Origin of the sequence: Rhizobacter sp. OV335, from assembly GCF_900142965.1 — a bacterium.
Lineage (GTDB): Bacteria > Pseudomonadota > Gammaproteobacteria > Burkholderiales > Burkholderiaceae_C > Rhizobacter.
This window is the reverse complement of record NZ_FRCQ01000028.1, coordinates 35,836-52,430: the sequence shown is the minus strand read 5'-3', so window position 1 is coordinate 52,430 and position 16,595 is coordinate 35,836. Positions and strand designations below refer to the sequence as shown.

11 protein-coding genes are annotated in these 16,595 nt (G+C 69.2%); 8 read left to right on the top strand and 3 right to left on the bottom strand.

The features are described 5' to 3' along the window. Positions 1-116: 116 nt before the first annotated feature. From BUE42_RS24485 to BUE42_RS24475, 3 genes are all read left to right on the top strand, one after another. Positions 117-1,454: a S41 family peptidase gene (locus tag BUE42_RS24485; protein WP_073467910.1), complete on the top strand. Its 1,338-nt coding sequence runs from the start codon at positions 117-119 to the stop codon at positions 1,452-1,454. Positions 1,455-1,544: 90 nt separating this feature from the next. Then, a complete protein-coding gene (locus tag BUE42_RS24480; protein WP_073467909.1) occupies positions 1,545-2,258 on the top strand; it encodes a response regulator in 714 nt (237 codons plus the stop codon). Further along, on the top strand, positions 2,258-3,592 hold the full coding sequence (locus BUE42_RS24475; RefSeq protein ID WP_073467908.1) for an ATP-binding protein: 1,335 nt from the start codon (positions 2,258-2,260) through the stop codon (positions 3,590-3,592). Before BUE42_RS24480 ends, BUE42_RS24475 begins: the two co-directional genes overlap by 1 nt. A 1-nt stretch (position 3,593) precedes the next feature. On the opposite strand, the gene BUE42_RS24470 is transcribed toward BUE42_RS24475, so the two are convergent. Beyond that, on the bottom strand, positions 3,594-4,904 hold the full coding sequence (locus BUE42_RS24470; protein WP_159445492.1) for a DUF4397 domain-containing protein: 1,311 nt from the start codon (positions 4,902-4,904) through the stop codon (positions 3,594-3,596). Between the two features lie 276 nt (positions 4,905-5,180). On the opposite strand from BUE42_RS24470, the gene BUE42_RS24465 reads away from it, so the two are divergent. Beyond that, positions 5,181-5,927, top strand: coding sequence for a type IV toxin-antitoxin system AbiEi family antitoxin domain-containing protein (locus tag BUE42_RS24465; protein ID WP_073467906.1), 747 nt, complete (start codon positions 5,181-5,183; stop codon positions 5,925-5,927). 187 nt (positions 5,928-6,114) lie between these two features. Here BUE42_RS24465 and BUE42_RS24460 read toward each other — a convergent pair whose 3' ends face one another. Further along, positions 6,115-7,092 (bottom strand): GMP reductase, encoded by a 978-nt coding sequence (locus BUE42_RS24460; protein ID WP_073467905.1) that lies wholly within the window; start codon positions 7,090-7,092, stop codon positions 6,115-6,117. 128 nt (positions 7,093-7,220) lie between these two features. Continuing rightward, on the bottom strand, positions 7,221-8,354 hold the full coding sequence (locus tag BUE42_RS24455) for an acyltransferase family protein (RefSeq protein WP_073467904.1): 1,134 nt from the start codon (positions 8,352-8,354) through the stop codon (positions 7,221-7,223). Positions 8,355-8,422: 68 nt separating this feature from the next. On the opposite strand from BUE42_RS24455, the gene BUE42_RS24450 reads away from it, so the two are divergent. The 4 genes from BUE42_RS24450 (at position 8,423) to BUE42_RS24435 (ending at position 16,593) form a co-directional block, all read left to right on the top strand. Further along, positions 8,423-10,786 (top strand): UvrD-helicase domain-containing protein, encoded by a 2,364-nt coding sequence (locus tag BUE42_RS24450; protein ID WP_073467903.1) that lies wholly within the window; start codon positions 8,423-8,425, stop codon positions 10,784-10,786. 247 nt (positions 10,787-11,033) lie between these two features. Then, positions 11,034-14,030: an alpha-L-rhamnosidase-related protein gene (locus tag BUE42_RS24445; RefSeq protein ID WP_083614511.1), complete on the top strand. Its 2,997-nt coding sequence runs from the start codon at positions 11,034-11,036 to the stop codon at positions 14,028-14,030. A gap of 83 nt (positions 14,031-14,113) precedes the next feature. Next, positions 14,114-14,599, top strand: coding sequence for a hypothetical protein (locus tag BUE42_RS24440; RefSeq protein ID WP_073467901.1), 486 nt, complete (start codon positions 14,114-14,116; stop codon positions 14,597-14,599). Next, positions 14,596-16,593 carry an alkaline phosphatase gene (locus tag BUE42_RS24435; protein WP_073467900.1) on the top strand — a complete coding sequence of 666 codons (1,998 nt, stop codon included), beginning with the start codon at positions 14,596-14,598 and terminating at the stop codon, positions 16,591-16,593. The genes BUE42_RS24440 and BUE42_RS24435 overlap by 4 nt, the downstream gene beginning before the upstream one ends. The last annotated feature ends 2 nt before the right edge of the window (positions 16,594-16,595 follow it).

Genomic DNA, 16,595 nt, shown 5'->3' with positions numbered 1-16,595 from the left:
CGCAGGCTGGGCAGGGGAAGGCGGAATTGTAGGCGGGGGCCCCGTGCTGCTATGGTGGCGGCGATCACGCGCTTGCGATCCTGATCCTGTATCTGACCCTGAAACGGGAGCCACCCATGCGACGACTGCCCACGAAGCTGTTCGCGTCCGCCACCCTGGCCGTGCTGACCGTGCTGGCCGGCTGCGGCGGCAGCGACGACGGCCTGCCACTGAACGGCGGCGCCCCGAGTTGCGACCTCGGCACCCAGAAGAGCTGGCTGCGCGGCTACATGGCCGACTGGTACTACTGGAGCGGCCGCTCGCCGAACCCGGAGCCCGGCCCCTACGCGAGCGTGCCCGATTACTTCGACGCGCTGCTGTTCACCGGCGCCGCGCCGGTGCCGGCCGACCGCTGGAGCTACATCGAGAGCAGCGCGTCGTACAGCCAGTTCTTCGGCGCCGGGCGCACGCTGGGCTACGGCGTCTCGGTCAACGGGCTGGAGCTGCAGTTGCCGCTGAAGGTGCGCTACGTGGAGCCGCTGTCGCCCGCTGCCGCCGCCGGGCTGGTGCGCGGCGACGTGATCAGCTCGGCGAACGGCCGCAGCGCCGCCGAGCTGGTGGCGGCCGACGATTTCTCGGCGCTGACGCCGGCGCAGGCCGGTGATGTGCTGACCCTCGTCATCGACGCGCCGGGCGGTGCGAAGACCGTCACGCTGACCGCCGGCACCTACGCGCTGACACCGGTGCCGACGACCCGGCTGCTGACGCTGTCGAACGGCGTCAAGGCCGGCTACCTGGTGCTGAAGGACTTCATCACGCAGGCCGAGCAGCCGCTGGACGATGCGTTCACGCAGTTCCGCGCGGCCGGCGCCACCGAGCTGATCCTCGATCTGCGCTACAACGGCGGCGGCCGTGTCTCGACCGCCGCGCTGCTGGCCACCGAGGTGGCCGGTTCGACCCGACTCGACCAGGTCTTCGCGCGGCTGACCTTCAATGCCCGCCAGTCCGCTTCGAACGGCCGCTACGTCTTCGGCTCGGTGCCCGGTGCGGCGTTCGACCGCATCGTCGTGCTGACCGGCGCGCGCACCTGCTCGGCCAGCGAGCTGGTGATCAACGGGCTGAAGCCCTACGCCACCGTCGTGACGATCGGCGACGCCACCTGCGGCAAGCCGGTCGGTTTCCAGCCGCGCGAGTCCTGCGGCAACACCTACAGCGCGGTGAATTTCGAGGGCACGAACGCGCTCGGCGAGGGCGGGTACTGGAACGGCATCGCCGCCAGCTGCGCCGCGACCGACACCTTCAGCGGCACGCTCGGTGATCCGGCGGAGGCGTTGACCGGGGCGGCCGTCGCTTACCTGCAGAGCGGAAGCTGCCCGGTGGCCGGGTCGTCTGCGCGCGAGCGTTCGGCGCGGTTCACGCAACGGGCGGCGCAGCGCGCGGAGCCCGGCGAACGGTCGGGGATGTGGGCGGACTGAGTTCCTCCGGACCGCGCCTGACATGATTCGACATGTGGAGACACGCACCAGAAGCAAGCGCGCAACGCCGGCTCATTAAGCTGAGCGCCCATGAGCAAGCCCTACCACCTCTACGTCGTCGAGGACGACAACCCGCTGCGCACCATGCTGTGCGACTACCTGGAGAAGCAGGGTCTGGTCGTCACCGGCATGGCCACCGCCGAGGACCTGCTGCGCCGCATCCACCGGCTGCGTCCCGACCTGGTGGTGCTCGACGTCAGCCTGCCCGGCATGAGCGGCCTGCAGGCCTGCCAGAAGCTGCGCTCCGAGGGCGACCGCGTGCCCATCATCATCCTGACCGCGCGCAGCGAGGAGATCGACCGCGTGCTGGGCCTCGAGATGGGCGCCGACGATTTCCTCGGCAAGCCGTTCTCGGCGCGCGAACTGCTCGCGCGCGTGCATGCCGTGCTGCGCCGCGCGATCGTGCCGCCGGGCCTGTCGCAGATGAACCAGGCGCCGGTCAAGTTCGGCGGCAGCGTGTTCGACGTGAGCGCGCGCTGCCTGTTCCGCAACGGCGCGACCCGCGTGCTGAGCACCGTCGAGTTCTCGGTGCTGGCCGAGCTGGTGGCCAACCCGGGCGTTGCGGTGTCGCGCGAGCGGCTGCTCGCGGTCTCGCATTCGCGCAGCGAATCGCTGCTGCTGCGCGCGATCGACGTCACCGTGATGCGCCTGCGCAAGCTCGTCGAATCCGATCCCGGCACCCCGCGCTTCATCCAGACGGTGCGCGGCCACGGCTACATGTTCGTGCCTGAAACCGCGCGCTGATGCACTGGCTGCCCCGCTCGCTGGCCGGCCGCGTCACCTGGCTGGTGGGGCTGATCAGCGTCGCATCGCTGATCGCGCAACTGCTGCTGCTGCGCACGCTGCTGTTCGAGCCGTTCAGCGAGGGCATGCTGGTCGCGGTGGTCGGCGAGGCGCACCAGGCGCAGCAGAACCTGCTGACGACGCCGCCCGACGAGCGCGACCGCGTGGCCGTCGAGCTGTCGTACGGCCCGTTCTGGGTCGGCCGCAGCGGCGCGCCGGACGGCGGGGCCGACATCGTCGGCCCGCTGCGCCAGCCGTCGATCGAGCTGCCGGGCGGGCTGCAGGACATCGTCACCCGCTCGCTCGGCCATGACGCGGTGCTCGACATCAGCGACCGCAACGGCCTGGTGCTGCGCATCGAGGCCGACATCGACGGCGAGCGCTGGAATTTCGTGCACCGCCATGCGTCGCCGCGCAACGCGCCGACCATCACCTTGCTGGCCTTGCTGGCCTTGCTGTTCGGCACCGCCGCGCTGAGCCTGTGGATCGGCTTTCGGGTGATCGCGCTGCCGTTGAAGCGCCTGGCGCACGAGATCGCGACGCGGCGCGGCGCGCTGCGGGCGATCGAGCTGCCGCCCGGCGTCAGCGACGAGCTGCAGCAGATCGCGCGTGCCTTCAACTCGCTGGCACGCAGCGTCGACGAGGCCGACCGCACGCGCGGCCAGTTGCTGGCCGGCGTGTCGCACGACCTGCGCACACCGCTGTCGCGGCTGCGCCTGCGCATCGAGACGCAGTGCGACGAATCGGTGGGCGATGCGCTGCTGCAGGACCTGGGCTCGGTGCAGCGCATCGTCGACCAGTTCCTCGCCTATGTGCAGGGCGGCGCCGACATCCAGCTCGGCCGCCTGCAGCCGCTGTGGGACACCGGGCGGGCGGTGGTCGCGATGTATGCCGACCCCGGCGTGATGCTGCGCGGCGATGGCGTCGACGAACTGCTGCCCGACATCGCGGTGCAGCGGTTGCTCAGCAACCTGATCGACAACGCGCTCGCCTACGGCCAGCGGCCGGTGATGGTCGACCTGTGCCGCTGCGAGGGAGGCGTGTCGATCGCGGTGTTCGACCACGGCCCGGGCCTGAACGACGCCGAGTTCGCCCAGGCCCTGCAGCCCTTCGTGCGGCTGGACCGCCAGCGCAGCTCGCTCGGCCACTGCGGCCTGGGCCTCGCGATCGTGTCGCAGATCGCGCGCCAGATCGGCGGCACGCTGAGCCTGGCGCGCGCCGCCGATGGTGCCTTCGGCATCGCGCTGACGATCAGGACGGCGACCGCAACCCCGGACGTCGTCCTGACCCCGTAGGTCAGCGATCCAGCCGCAGCACGGCCGACGGCGTCGCCGCGTCCCCCAGCATGAACAGCGTGTAGACCCCCGGCGTCAGCAGCGCCACGTTCCCGGTGTACAGCGCGTTCGACGAGGTGGCCGAATCGACCTCCAGCGGCGTCGGGCTGGCGGTGCTGCTGTTGATGACCTGCGTCGGGTCGCCGGCGTTGCCGAACGTGATGTTCGAGCTCTTGGTCAGCACGCCGTTGTTGGCCTGCAGTGTCAGTGCGGCGTTCAGGCCGTTCACGCCGTTGACCAGCCGCAGCTTCACGTAGCCGCTGGTCAGTGCCGGGCTGTTGTCGTCGCTGATCAGCGAGACCTGCGGCGCGGATGCACTGCCCAGCACCAGCAGCGTCAGGTCGGAACCCGGTGCGGCGGTCAGGCCGGTCGGGCTCACGTCGGTGCCGTTGATCGACACGCTGGCCGCCAGTGCGCCGGCCGGCACCTGCAGGTAGGTGCCGATCGCCGGCGGCTTGCCGGTCGAGACCGTGCCGCTGGAGAGGTTGACGCCGTTGACGGTCGCCGCCACCGTGGCCGAGGCCGCTGCGCCGGCCACCAGCCGCACGCGTGCAAAACCGTTGACCTGCGCCTGCAACGGGCCTTGCTGGTTGATCAGCAGGCCGTTGACCAGCACGCCGCCCGGCGTGGAGGTCAGCACCATCGTCAGGACCTGCTGGTCGGTCAGCGTGACCGACGGGAGGTCCAGCCGGACGTCGGTCTTGTCACCGGCGGCCGTCACGCGGATCCGGTAGGTGCCGGCGGTGATCTCGCCGTAGCCCGAGAACTTCTCTCCGCCGATGGTCGGCGCATTCGGGCTGGCGTTCGTCAGCGTGTCGGTCGGTGCGGTGACATACACGTCGAGGTTGCCGGCCTCGTACGAGGTGTTGAAGACGCGGAACTTCGCGGTGCCCGAGGTGGGTGCCGCTTCGTTGTCGGTCAGGTAGCGGGTGCGCACGCTGCCCGCCGTGCTGTAGGCGACCAGCGTGTTGTGCACGCCGTCGTTGACCGACTGGATCGTCGCCACCACCGCCGTGCTCGAGCCGGTGGGCTTCAGGTAGAAGGTGTAGGAGCCTGAGCCGATCGTCGCGTAGTCGCTGACGGTGTTGGTCACGACGGGCGCGCTGGCTTTCGTGTCGTTTTCGTACAGGTCCAGCGACGGGTAGCTGGAGGTGGCGTTGACGAACCGGACATAGCCCGGGCCGTCGTCACCGCTGCTGCCGCCGCAGGCGGTCAACAAGAGGGGCGCGGCCGCCACGGCCGCGAGCAGGGGCGCGAACAATCTCAGCTTCACAGGATTTCCTTTGGATCGAGGGGACGACGGCGCCCGCCCGCAGTTGCGGGCGCGGCGCTGCCGCACGGGTCGATTCAAACGAAACCGTGTTGCGCGCAGGTTGCGTCTTCGTGGGGCCGGGTGTCGCCGGGTGTCTGGGTTGACACACTGACCGGGGCGACCCCGGGCGGGATGGAAAATATCCCGCCAATCCCGGATGCCGGGAATTCGGCGCATTTTTATATGCACAAGAAAACGCTGGCGCCGGCATAGATTTATGGACAAAATTCACACCTGATGGGAACTTCGCCTAGCCTTCTATTCCGGCAATTGCTGTCCGAGGTGCCTCGCGGGGTGCCGCTGGGTACCGATGCGTTGCGAGCACGTGGCATGGCACCGAAGCAGGTCGCGCGCTATGCAGCCGAAGGCTGGCTCCGGCGTCTCGGGCACGGCGTCTACGCCTTGCCAAGCGACCAGCTCGACCGAGACGCCTGCTTGGCATGGCTGGCGGGTTCGTTCCCCGGGCTGCATGTGGCCGGAAAGACGGCGTTGGCTTGGCGGGGGGTGAGGCACAACTTGGCCTACCAGCAGCAACTGGCCTTGTGGGGCGACAAATCGGCCCGGCTACCGGACTGGTTCACCGCCGCCTTCCCTTCGACCTACCAGGCCACGCACCTGTTCGACGACGCCTTGCCGTCAGATGTCGGCCTGGCCCCGTTGCCCGCGGGTCGCAAGGATGTGCTGGTCTCCACGCCCGAGCGCGCCCTGCTCGAACTCCTCAGCGATGTCGGCAAGGGGCAGAGCCTGGAGGAGGCTTCTCATCTGGTAGAGGGTGCACGCACGCTGCGTTTGCCCGTGCTCGAGGTGCTGCTGGCCCACCTCAATCGCATCAAGGTCGCGCGTCTGGCCGACGTCGTGGCCGACGAACTGGACCTGCCGTGGAAGTCGCTGGCCCGCCAACACAGCGAGCGGCTGGGAGGCGGCCGGCGTTGGGTCTCGACGACCAAGACAGGCGAGCGACTCAACCTGAAACGACCCGCATGAACGGGTTCGCGGCGAACCGGAGTGGAGCTTGCTGCCCCACGACCATCTGCAGCGTTTGCCCGCCTTGCAGTGGAAGCTTCAGAACCTCGCGAAGCTTCGCAAGAACGCCGGGAAGTTCCGATTTCAGCACGACGAGTTGGCGGCTCGGCTGACGAGTGCACGAGCCTCCTGAGCATCAGCCGCCGGGTTACATGAGGAGGTGTTCCCCCGCATTGTCCCCACCCAGGATCACGTAGTTCACCTTGCGGATGTCGTTCAGCCGCGTGCCGCCGGCGTAGCTGATCGAGCTCTGCACGTCTTCGCGCATCTCGCGCAATGTGTCGGCCAGCTTGCCCTTCACCGGTTCGAGGATGCGCTTGCCTTCGACGTGCTTGTACTCGCCCTTGTTGAAGTCGCTGGCCGAGCCGTAGTACTCCTTGAAGACCTTGCCGTCGACCTCGACCGTCTTGCCGGGCGACTCTTCATGGCCGGCGAACAGCGAGCCGATCATCACCATCGCGGCGCCGAAGCGCACGCTCTTCGCGATGTCGCCGTGGTCGCGGATGCCGCCGTCGGCAATGATCGGCTTGGTCGCGACGCGGGCACACCACTTCAGCGCGCTCAGCTGCCAGCCCCCGGTGCCGAATCCGGTCTTCAGCCGCGTGATGCAGACCTTGCCCGGGCCGATGCCGACCTTGGTCGCGTCGGCGCCCCAGTTCTCCAGGTCGATCACCGCCTCCGGCGTGCCGACGTTGCCGGCGATGATGAAGGTCGCCGGCAGCCGCTGGCGGATGTGGTCGATCATCTTGCGCACGCTCTCGGCATGGCCGTGCGCGATGTCGATCGTGATGTAGTCGGCGCCGACACCGTCGGCCGCCAGCCGGTCGATCACCGCGTAGTCGTCGGCCTTCACGCCCGAGCTGATCGAGACGAACAGGCCGAGGTCGCGCATGCGCTTCGCGTACGCGACGTTGTCGAGGTCGAAGCGGTGCATCACGTAGAAGTAGCCGTTGGCGGCCAGCCACTGCGTGATCGGCTCGTCGACCACCGTCTTCATGTTGGCCGGCACCACCGGCAGCTTGAACGTGCGGCCGCCGAGTTCGGCCGAGGCATCGCATTCGGCGCGGCTCTCGACGCGGCACTTGCGCGGCAGCAGCAGGACGTTGTCGTAGTCGAAGATTTCCATGGTCAGGCTCCAAAGGGTGATGAAGAGCGCTTGACTTGGAACCCGGCCGGCCGGCGGAAGGCCTCGAAGCGATGCGAGGGCGCCGAAACGAAAAACCGGGCGCCAAAATTTGGGCCCGGTGACGAATTCTACGCGGCGGGGCTTGCCCCCTCGGCCGGTCCTGTTTCTGTGCCGGCGGCTGCCGGAGGGCGCGCCTTGCCGATGAACTGCGGCACGAAGCGGTTCAGCAGCGCCACCAACGGCACGCACGCGAGCAACGACACCGCGCTGATCGCCGCGGCATAGGCGGTGACGGCCAGCGGGGTGTCGGCCAGCGCGATGCTCTCGGCCAGCTTCGGGTTGAAGAAGTGGAAGAACACGCCGTTCAGCCCCATCAGCGGCAGGCTGTTGCGGCCGATCCAGGCCGCCACCCGCGTGGCCGGCAGCAGCATCGCCAGCCCGATCACCGCCAGCGTGCCGGCCAGCGCGCTGAACGCGAAGCCGAGCGCATCACCGTGCTGGGCCGCCGCCATCATCACCGCCTGCGCATCGTGCGGGTGGTTCAGCCGGTAGGTCGCGAGCAGCGCGCTGGTGCAGGCGAGCGTCACCGACAGCGCGATGCCGCGGTGCGTGGCGAGCTGCTGCAGGAAGGGCCGCAGCACCTGCCCGATCGTGTAGAAGCCGAGCGCGACGATCGCCTCGCGCACGAACCAGATGCGGCTGACCTGCGCGACCCAGCCTTCGAGCGCATCGCCGTGGTTGCACAGGAACACGCCGCCGACGATGCAGGCGGCCGCGAACGCCAGCCGCGCCGCCACCAACCGCAGCCGCGGCAGCACCACCAGTGCCATCGCCTCGCAGACGACCATGCACACCAGGAACCAGGTCACCCAGTTCAGCTCCGGCATGCCGCGCAGGTAGGCCGCGCCGAGCGGCTGCGCGTAGTACCACCACGCGAAGTGGTGCTTGACGGCGCTCAGCGACCACAGCGGCAGCAGCAGCAGCCCGAAGAACAGCACCGGCACCAGGCGCAACTGCGCCAGCGTGCGCAGGCGCGGCAGCAGCGCGGCGACCGGGTGGAAGAACAGCCCGGCCAGCACGAAGAACAGCGGCATGTGGAACGCGTAGATCAGCCGCAGCTGGTCGACCGCGGACGCGTTGTCGCCGCCGGCGCGGCTTTGCACCACGTGCCCGTAGAACATCAGCACGATGCCCACGGCCTTGGCGGTGTCGACCCACGGCAGGCGCTGCGTGCCGCGTGGCGTGGCGAAGCCAGAATCCATCTCGGCCCTCCGACCAAAGAGGCATCGTAGGAAAGCGTCCCGGCAGCGTCCATCCCTACAATCGACGGATGCATGACGACGGCTCCAGCGAGCACCTCTCCCCCCAACGCGACCCCGGTGCCGACGGCCGCCTCCTCGACAACCTGAACCCCGAGCAACTCGCCGCGGTGACGCTGCCGGCCCGCCCGGCGCTGATCCTGGCCGGCGCCGGTTCCGGCAAGACGCGCGTGCTGACCACGCGCATCGCGTGGTTGATCCAGACCGGCCAGCTGACGCCCGGCGGCGTGATGGCGGTCACCTTCACCAACAAGGCCGCCAAGGAGATGCTGACGCGCCTGAGCGCGATGCTGCCGGTGCCGGTGCGCGGCATGTGGATCGGCACCTTCCACGGGCTGTGCAACCGCTTCCTGCGCGCGCACTGGAAGCTCGCCGGGCTGCCGCAGGGCTTCCAGATCCTCGATTCGGCCGACCAGCTGTCGGCCGTCAAGCGGGTGATCAAGTCGATGAACCTCGACGAAGAGCGCTTCGTTCCAAAGCAGGTCACCTGGTTCATCGCCGGCAACAAGGAAGAAGGGCGCCGCCCGAAGGACGTGGAGCAGCGCGACGAGCAGGAGCGCACGCTGGTGCGCGTCTACGAGGCCTACGAGGCGCAGTGCCAGCGCGAGGGCGTGGTCGACTTCGCCGAGCTGATGCTGCGCACCTACGAGCTGATGCGCGACAACGCGCCGCTGCGCGATCACTACCAGCGGCGCTTCCGGCACATCCTGGTCGACGAGTTCCAGGACACCAACAAGCTGCAGTACGCCTGGCTGAAGATGTTCGCCGGCCCGCACGCCGCGGTGCTGGCGGTCGGCGACGACGACCAGAGCATTTATGCGTTCCGCGGCGCGCAGGTCGGCAACATGGCCGATTTCGAGCGCGAGTTCCACGTCGAGCAGGTCATCAAGCTGGAGCGCAATTACCGCTCGTTCGGCAACATCCTCGATGCGGCGAATGAGCTGATCTCGCGCAACACGCGGCGGCTCGGCAAGAACCTGCGCACCGAGGCGGGGCCGGGCGAGCCGGTGCGTGTCTACGAGGCCACCAGCGATTTCGCCGAAGCGCAGTGGTTCGTCGACGAGGCGCGGCAACTGCACCGCGACGGCATCGCGCGCCGCGACATCGCCATCCTGTACCGCAGCAACGCGCAGAGCCGGGTCATCGAGAGCGCGCTCTTCAATGCCGCGATTCCGTACAAGGTGTATGGGGGCTTGCGCTTCTTCGAACGCGCCGAGGTGAAGCACGCGCTGAGCTACCTGCGGCTGATCGAGAACTCGAACGACGACACCAGCTTCCTGCGCGTCGTCAACTTCCCGACGCGCGGCATCGGCGCGCGCTCGATCGAGCAGCTGCAGGATGCGGCGCGCCAGAGCGGGCGCAGCCTGTACCAGAGCGTCGGCGCGCTGAGCGGCAAGGCGGGCAGCAACCTGCAGGCCTTCACCGCGCTGGTCGACACGATGCGCGAGGCCACGCGCGGGCAGACGCTGCGCGAGATCATCGAGCACATGCTGCATGCCTCGGGCCTGATCGATTTCTACAAGACCGACAAGGAAGGCAAGGACCGGCTCGAGAACCTGGACGAACTCGTCAACGCGGCCGAGGCCTTCGTCACGCAGGAGGGCTTCGGCAAGAACGCGGTGGCGCTGCCGGTGGACGAGCACGGCAGTGCCGAGACGATCGCCGCGCTCGATCAGACGCCCGATGCCGAGACCGGCGAGATCATGTCGCCGCTCGCGGCCTTCCTGACGCATGCCTCGCTGGAGGCCGGTGACAACCAGGCGCAGGCCGGGCAGGACGCGCTGCAGCTGATGACGGTGCATTCGGCCAAGGGGCTGGAGTTCGACGCGGTCTTCATCACCGGGCTGGAAGAGGGGCTGTTCCCGCACGAGAACAGCGTCTCCGACATCGACGGGATCGAAGAAGAGCGGCGCCTGATGTACGTCGCGATCACGCGGGCGCGCAAGCGGCTGTACCTGAGCTTCAGCCAGACCCGCATGCTGCACGGGCAGACGCGCTACAACGTCAAGAGCCGCTTCTTCGACGAACTGCCCGAGGCGGCGCTGAAGTGGATCACGCCGCGCAACCAGGGCTTCGGCTCGGGGTTTGCGCGCGAGTACCAGGCGGCGTGGGCACGCGGATCGGGGCTGAACTCGATCGTCGGCGCCGGGCGGGTCGAGCCGCGGCCGTCGTCGGTGGCGCAGCCGGGCGGGCCGAAGACCACGTCGAGCCACGGGCTGCGCACTGGCCAGAGCGTGTTCCACACCAAGTTCGGCGAGGGCGTGATCGTCACGCTGGAAGGTGCCGGCGACGATGCGCGGGCGCAGATCAACTTCGGGCGGCATGGCATGAAGTGGCTGGCGCTCTCCGTTGCGAAGTTGACCCCGGTGGAGTGAACACCCCGGCTCATGGTGAACCCCGAGCCGGCTACCGGCCCATCGCGCCGGCGGTCATCCCCTCACTTGTCACATCACTCAGGTTCTTCCCGCGATTCCGTGATGGCGCCGGTCCTGACAGCGCTTGCAAACGCCCGCAGCGCTGGGCGCTCGCATAAGCGTCTCTTATCCCGCCGATCAGCATTCGTCGTTTGATGGGCGCTTTCACACTCCGTAGAGTCCCGCTCCAACAACCAGGGAGAAGACCATGCAGGGATGCAACGGAGCGAGATTCTTCATCGTCGTGTGGGCGACGGCGGCGGGCGCCCTGCTCGGCGCCTGTGGCGGCAGCGGCGGCAGCGGCGACGCCGGCAGCCCGGCCTCGTCGCCACCCGCCGCGACCGCATCGGCCGCCACGCCGGAGAAGGCCGCTGCAGCGGCCGCCGCGACACCGTGGAGCCAGTACATGCTGTCCCCGTCGTCGCGCACGCTGGCGCCGGTCGCGGTCTTCAAGACCGTCGGCACGGTGCAGAACCCGGGCAACCTGCTGACCGGCAACACCGCGATGATGTCGGGCCGCGGCAGCCACGTGGTGCTGGATTTCGGCAAGGAGGTCGGCGGCTTCGTCTCGCTGGATTTCCCCGCGGCCGGCAGCAGTGCCGAATCGGTCGGCCTCGCGTTCACCGAGTCGAGCGAGTACGTCGGCCCCATCAGCGATGGCTCCAACGCCGGCTTGAACGTGGGCGCGAGCAGCTCGACCGATGGCGCCATCTACGCAAGCGTCAACAGCACGACCGGCACGAGCTACACGATGCCGGCGGCGAGCCTGCGCGGCGGCTTCCGCTACCTGACGCTGTTCATGAACTCCGACGGCTGGGTGCACCTCGCCAACATCCGGCTGCGCTTCACGCCGGCGCCGTCGATGGCCGATCCGAGTGCCTACCCGAACTACTTCTACAGCAACGACGACCTGCTGAACAAGCTCTGGTACGCCGGCGCCTACACGGTGCAGACCAACACCATCGCGCCCGACCAGGGCCGCAAGCTGCTCACCACCGGCTGGGACAACACCGCCGTGGTCAGTGGTGGCACGTCGGTGCTGACCGATGCCGCCAAGCGCGACCGCACGGTGTGGTCGGGCGACCTCGGCATCTCCGCCGCGGTGGGCTACGTGTCGACCGCCGACACGCTGTCGGTGAAGAACGCGCTGCAGCGCCTGTACGACAGCCAGAAGGCGAGCGGCGAGTTGCCGTACTCCGGTCCGCCGTTCGACCTGTACGGCTCCGACACCTACCACCTCTGGACGCTGATCGGCACCGAGACCTACCACCTCTACAGCGGCGACACCGACTGGCTGCGCTCGATCTGGCCGCGCTACAAGCAGGGAATGGCCTTCATCCAGGCCAAGGTGAACGGCGCGCACGGGCTGCTGCACGTGACCGGCACCAACGACTGGGCGCGCGGCGGCCAGGGCGGCGAGAACATCGCGGCGAACGCGATGCTGTACCGCGCACTCGTCACCGGCGCCACGCTGGCCAGCGCGGTGGGCGAGGGCGCGACGGCCACCGCTTACGCGACTGCGGCCGCGACGCTGAAGTCGCGCATCAACGCCACGCTGTGGGACGCCGCGGCCGGCGCCTACCGCGACAACCCGGACAGCACGCTGCTCCCGCAGGACGGCAACTCGCTCGCGGTCTGGTACGGGGTGACCGACAGCGCCGACAAGCCGGCGGCCATCGCCCGCTACCTGAACTCCAACCTCGGCACGCTGGGTGCGCTGACGCCGGAGTGGGGGCGCAACATCTCCGGCTTCGCGGGCTCGATGCAGCTGATGGCGATGTCGGTGGCCTCGCGCGATGCCGATGCGCTGGAGCTGATGCGCCGCCAGTGGGGCTTCATGTTCAACCACCCGACGCGCAGCACCAAGACCTTCTGGGAGGGCTATGGCGCAGACGGCGGCAGCGGCGGCTATGCGCCGTGGTTCGTCAGCCACGCACACGGCTGGTCGTCCGGGCCGACCTCGGCGCTGACCTTCTACACGCTGGGCATCAGCCCGACCACGGTGAAGGGGCAGCAGTACGGCGTGATCCCGCACCCCGGCGACCTCACGCACGTCGAAGGCCAGCTGAGCTTCGACGGCAGCAAGCGCGTCAGGAACAGCTGGGACCGCGGCAGCGACGGCAGCTTCACGATGACAGTGGACAGCAGCGCGCACACCGGCTCCGTCGGCGTGATCGGCATCCCGCGCTTCGGCATCGACCGGCGCGTCAGCATCGACGGCGTGGAGGTGTGGAACGGCAGTGCCTTCACCGGCGCGGCCGGCATCGCGAGTGCCGACCAGGACAGCCGCTACATCTACTTCCGGGGCGTCCAGCCGGGTGTGCGCAGCTTCCGCACGGCTGGGACGGGGGCGGCCTGGGCGAGCTGCGCGGCGGAGGCCGGGCAGTGCGTCTTCGAGGGCGTGCGCGGTGTGCGCTACGGCAGCGGCAGCAGCTTCGTCTACGGCAGCTTCAACGGCGGCGTCGCCTGCAACAACGCGACCTTCGGGGACCCGACGCCGAACGTCGTGAAGCACTGCGAACTGAGCGACACCGAGCGGCCGCCGGCAATCGGCATCTGGACGCCGTGCGCGCTGGAGGGCCAGAGCTGCAGCTTCGACCGCACCCGGACCGTGGCCTATGGCGCGCAGTCGGCGTACCGCTTCCTGACGCGCAGCGGCCCGGTGGCCTGTGACAACGCGACTTTCGTCGATCCGATCGTCGGGGTGGCCAAGCGCTGCTGGGTGGGCCACCTGCCGCAGAACCCGGGCTTCGAGTCGCCGGGGTTGGCGACGGGCAACGGCGTGCAGTACGGCGCGCCGAACGCGGCCTGGACCTTCGCGCCGGAGAGCGGCACCGGCGGCTCGGGCCTGCAGAAGAACGGCAGCGCGTTCGGCGCGGTGGCCGCGCCGGAAGGCGTGCAGACGGCCTTCGTGCAAAGCGGCGGGGCGATGAGCCAGGGCCTGGCCGACCTGTCGGCGGGGCGGTACGCGGTGCGTTTCAAGGCGGCGCGGCGGGGTTGGATCTCAGGCGGCGTGCAGACCCTCGGCGTCTACCTCGACGGCAACCTGCTGGGCAGCTTCACGCCGGGATCGACGCAGTTCGAGTCGTTCACGACCCCGCCGATCGCGCTGGGTGCCGGTGCGCACACGCTGCGTTTCGCGGGCCTGAACACCACGGGCGACAACACCGCCTTCGTCGACGAGGTCGTGCTGCTGAACTACTGAGCCAAGGTATTGAGCCAAGGTCACGCCCCTGTCATGGCACCCCGCGATCATCAGGCAGCTCGGGGAGTCGTGGAGGGAGACCCATGCGTCGTTGTTGTAAAGCGTGGCTGCTGTGTGCAGCCACGCTGCTGGGTTCTGTCGCGGCCCAGGCCGGGCCGACGGCCGCCGATCTGAAGTTCCGCGAGTTCTTCCAGCTGCCGGTCGGGCCGCGCGGCCTCGCGCCCAGCGCGCGCCTGTTGTCGCTCGACGGGCAGCCGGTGCGCATCACCGGCTACCTTGCGCACCAGGAGGCATCGTCCGCCGCACCCGGCATCGCGCTGCTGACCCCGCTGCCGGTCTCGCTCGGCGACGAAGACGAGAGCTTCGCCGACGACCTGCCCGCGTCCACGCTCTACCTGCACCTCGCCGCCCCGCTCGCCGCACAGACCGTGCCCTGGCGCCCCGGCCTTGTCTCGCTCACCGGCACGTTGCAGGTCGGCGCGCAGCGCGAAGCCGACGGCCGCGCCTCGTTCGTGCGCCTCGTGCTCGACCCCGAATCCGCATCCGTTCTCCTGGAGTCCCCGAAATGAACCGCCTTGCTGTTGCCGCCCTCCTGCTCGCCGCTGCCTCCGCCCAGGCCGCCCCGGGCGTCACGCGCCTCGTGCCGCCCAGCGAGCTGTTCACGTCGAACGACCCGAACCCGCCGGTGATCGCGCGCTTCCTGCCCGGCCAGCGCTTCGACCTGCAGGCCACCGTGCGGCTGGACGCCGGCACCACGCTCACCGCCTTCGAGTTCGCGGTCGACGGCGTGGTGCTGAAACCCGCCTCCGCCGTCACCAGCGTCGTGACGACCGGCCTGAGCCTGCCGGCCGGCAGCAACGCCGCGGTCGTCTCGCAGCGCGCCTACTCCAATGCGAAGCCCGGCATCCACCGACTGACGGTCAACGCGACGCAGAGCGACGGCCAGCGCGTCAGCGCGACCGGCAACTTCGAGGTCGTGGCGCTCAGCGGTGCCGGCCGCAAGGCGAAGAACATCATCATCCTGCTCGGCGACGGCATGGGCGCGGCCCACCGCACCGCGGCGCGCATCATGGCCAAGGGCTATGCGCAGGGCAAGGCGCATGCGGCCCTCGCGATGGACACCTTCCCGAACACCGGCATGGTGATGACCTCGTCGCTCGACGCCATCGTCACCGACTCGTCGCCCGGCATGTCGAACTACGTGACCGGCAACAAGGCCGCGAACAACCAGGAAGGCGTGTTCCCGGACGACACGGCGGACGCGTTCGACAACCCGCGCGTCGAGTACCTGTCGGAGTACCTGCACCGCACCCAGGGCAAGGCGCTGGGCATCGTGACCACGGCCGACGTGTTCGACGCGACGCCGGCCGCGAATGCGGTGCACACCTCGAACCGCGGCAACGGCACCGGCATCGTCGACCAGTTCCTCGACGACCGCGGCCTGACCGGGCTGTCGGTGCTGATGGGTGGCGGGCGCAAGTGGTTCCTGCCGAACGGCGATGCGCTGAAGGCCGACGGCTCGCGTAACGGCCAGGCCGTCAACGGCTCGCAGCGCGACGCCAAGACCGACTACGTGCTGCCGTCGGACCTGGTGTCCGGCTGGGGCGCGGCGGTGGGCGCGAAGGACCCGTCGCGCGACCTGATCGCCGACTTCCAGGGCGCCGGCTTCGCCTATGCGCCCGACCGCCTCGGGCTGGCCGCAGCGGCCGGCGCCGACAAGCTGCTGGGCCTGTTCTCGTACTCGAACATGAACGTCGCGTTCGACAAGATCAACAAGCGCCGCGGCGTGTCGACCATCGTCGACGACTACGGCTTCCCCGACCAGCCGATGCTCGACGAGATGGCCGAGACCGCGCTGCAGGTGCTGTCGCGCCAGAAGAACGGCTTCGTCGCGCTGATCGAGGGCGCGTCGATCGACAAGCAGGCGCACCTGATGGACACCGACCGCTGGCTGCTGGAGGTGATCGAGTTCGACCGTGCGGTGCAGGTGGCGAAGGACTTCGCCGCGAAGCACCCGGACACGCTGGTCATCGTGACGGCCGACCATGAATGCTCGGGCGCGGCCATCATCGGCGCGTCGACCAAGCCGGTGGCCGCGATCCGCGCTGCCGCCGCGCCGGCCGAAGGCGCCAGCGCGCCGAGCGCCGCGACGCTGCGCGATCCGGTGGTGGGCGTCTACCAGGCCGCGAAGTTCCCGAAGTACGGAATCGCCGCCGACGGCTACCCGCAGAGCACCGACGTCGACTTCAAGATGCTGATCGGCTACGGCGCGAACGCCGACCGCTACGAGAGCTGGCTCGCGAACGCGACGCCGACGCAGGATTCGCAGCAGCCCTTCGTCGGCAAGGCACCGCAGAGTGGCTACCCGGCGAACCCGAGCGTGCGCAACCAGGGTGCGGGCTTCCTGATCACCGGCCAGGTGCCGGGCGACCAGGCGGTGCACACCGCGACCGACGTGCCGCTGTCGGCGCTCGGCCGCGGCGCGTCGCTGTTCAGTGGCGTGATGGACAACACCGACATCTTCTTCAAGATCGCGCAGGCGGCGATCAAGGGCACGAAGTAGCG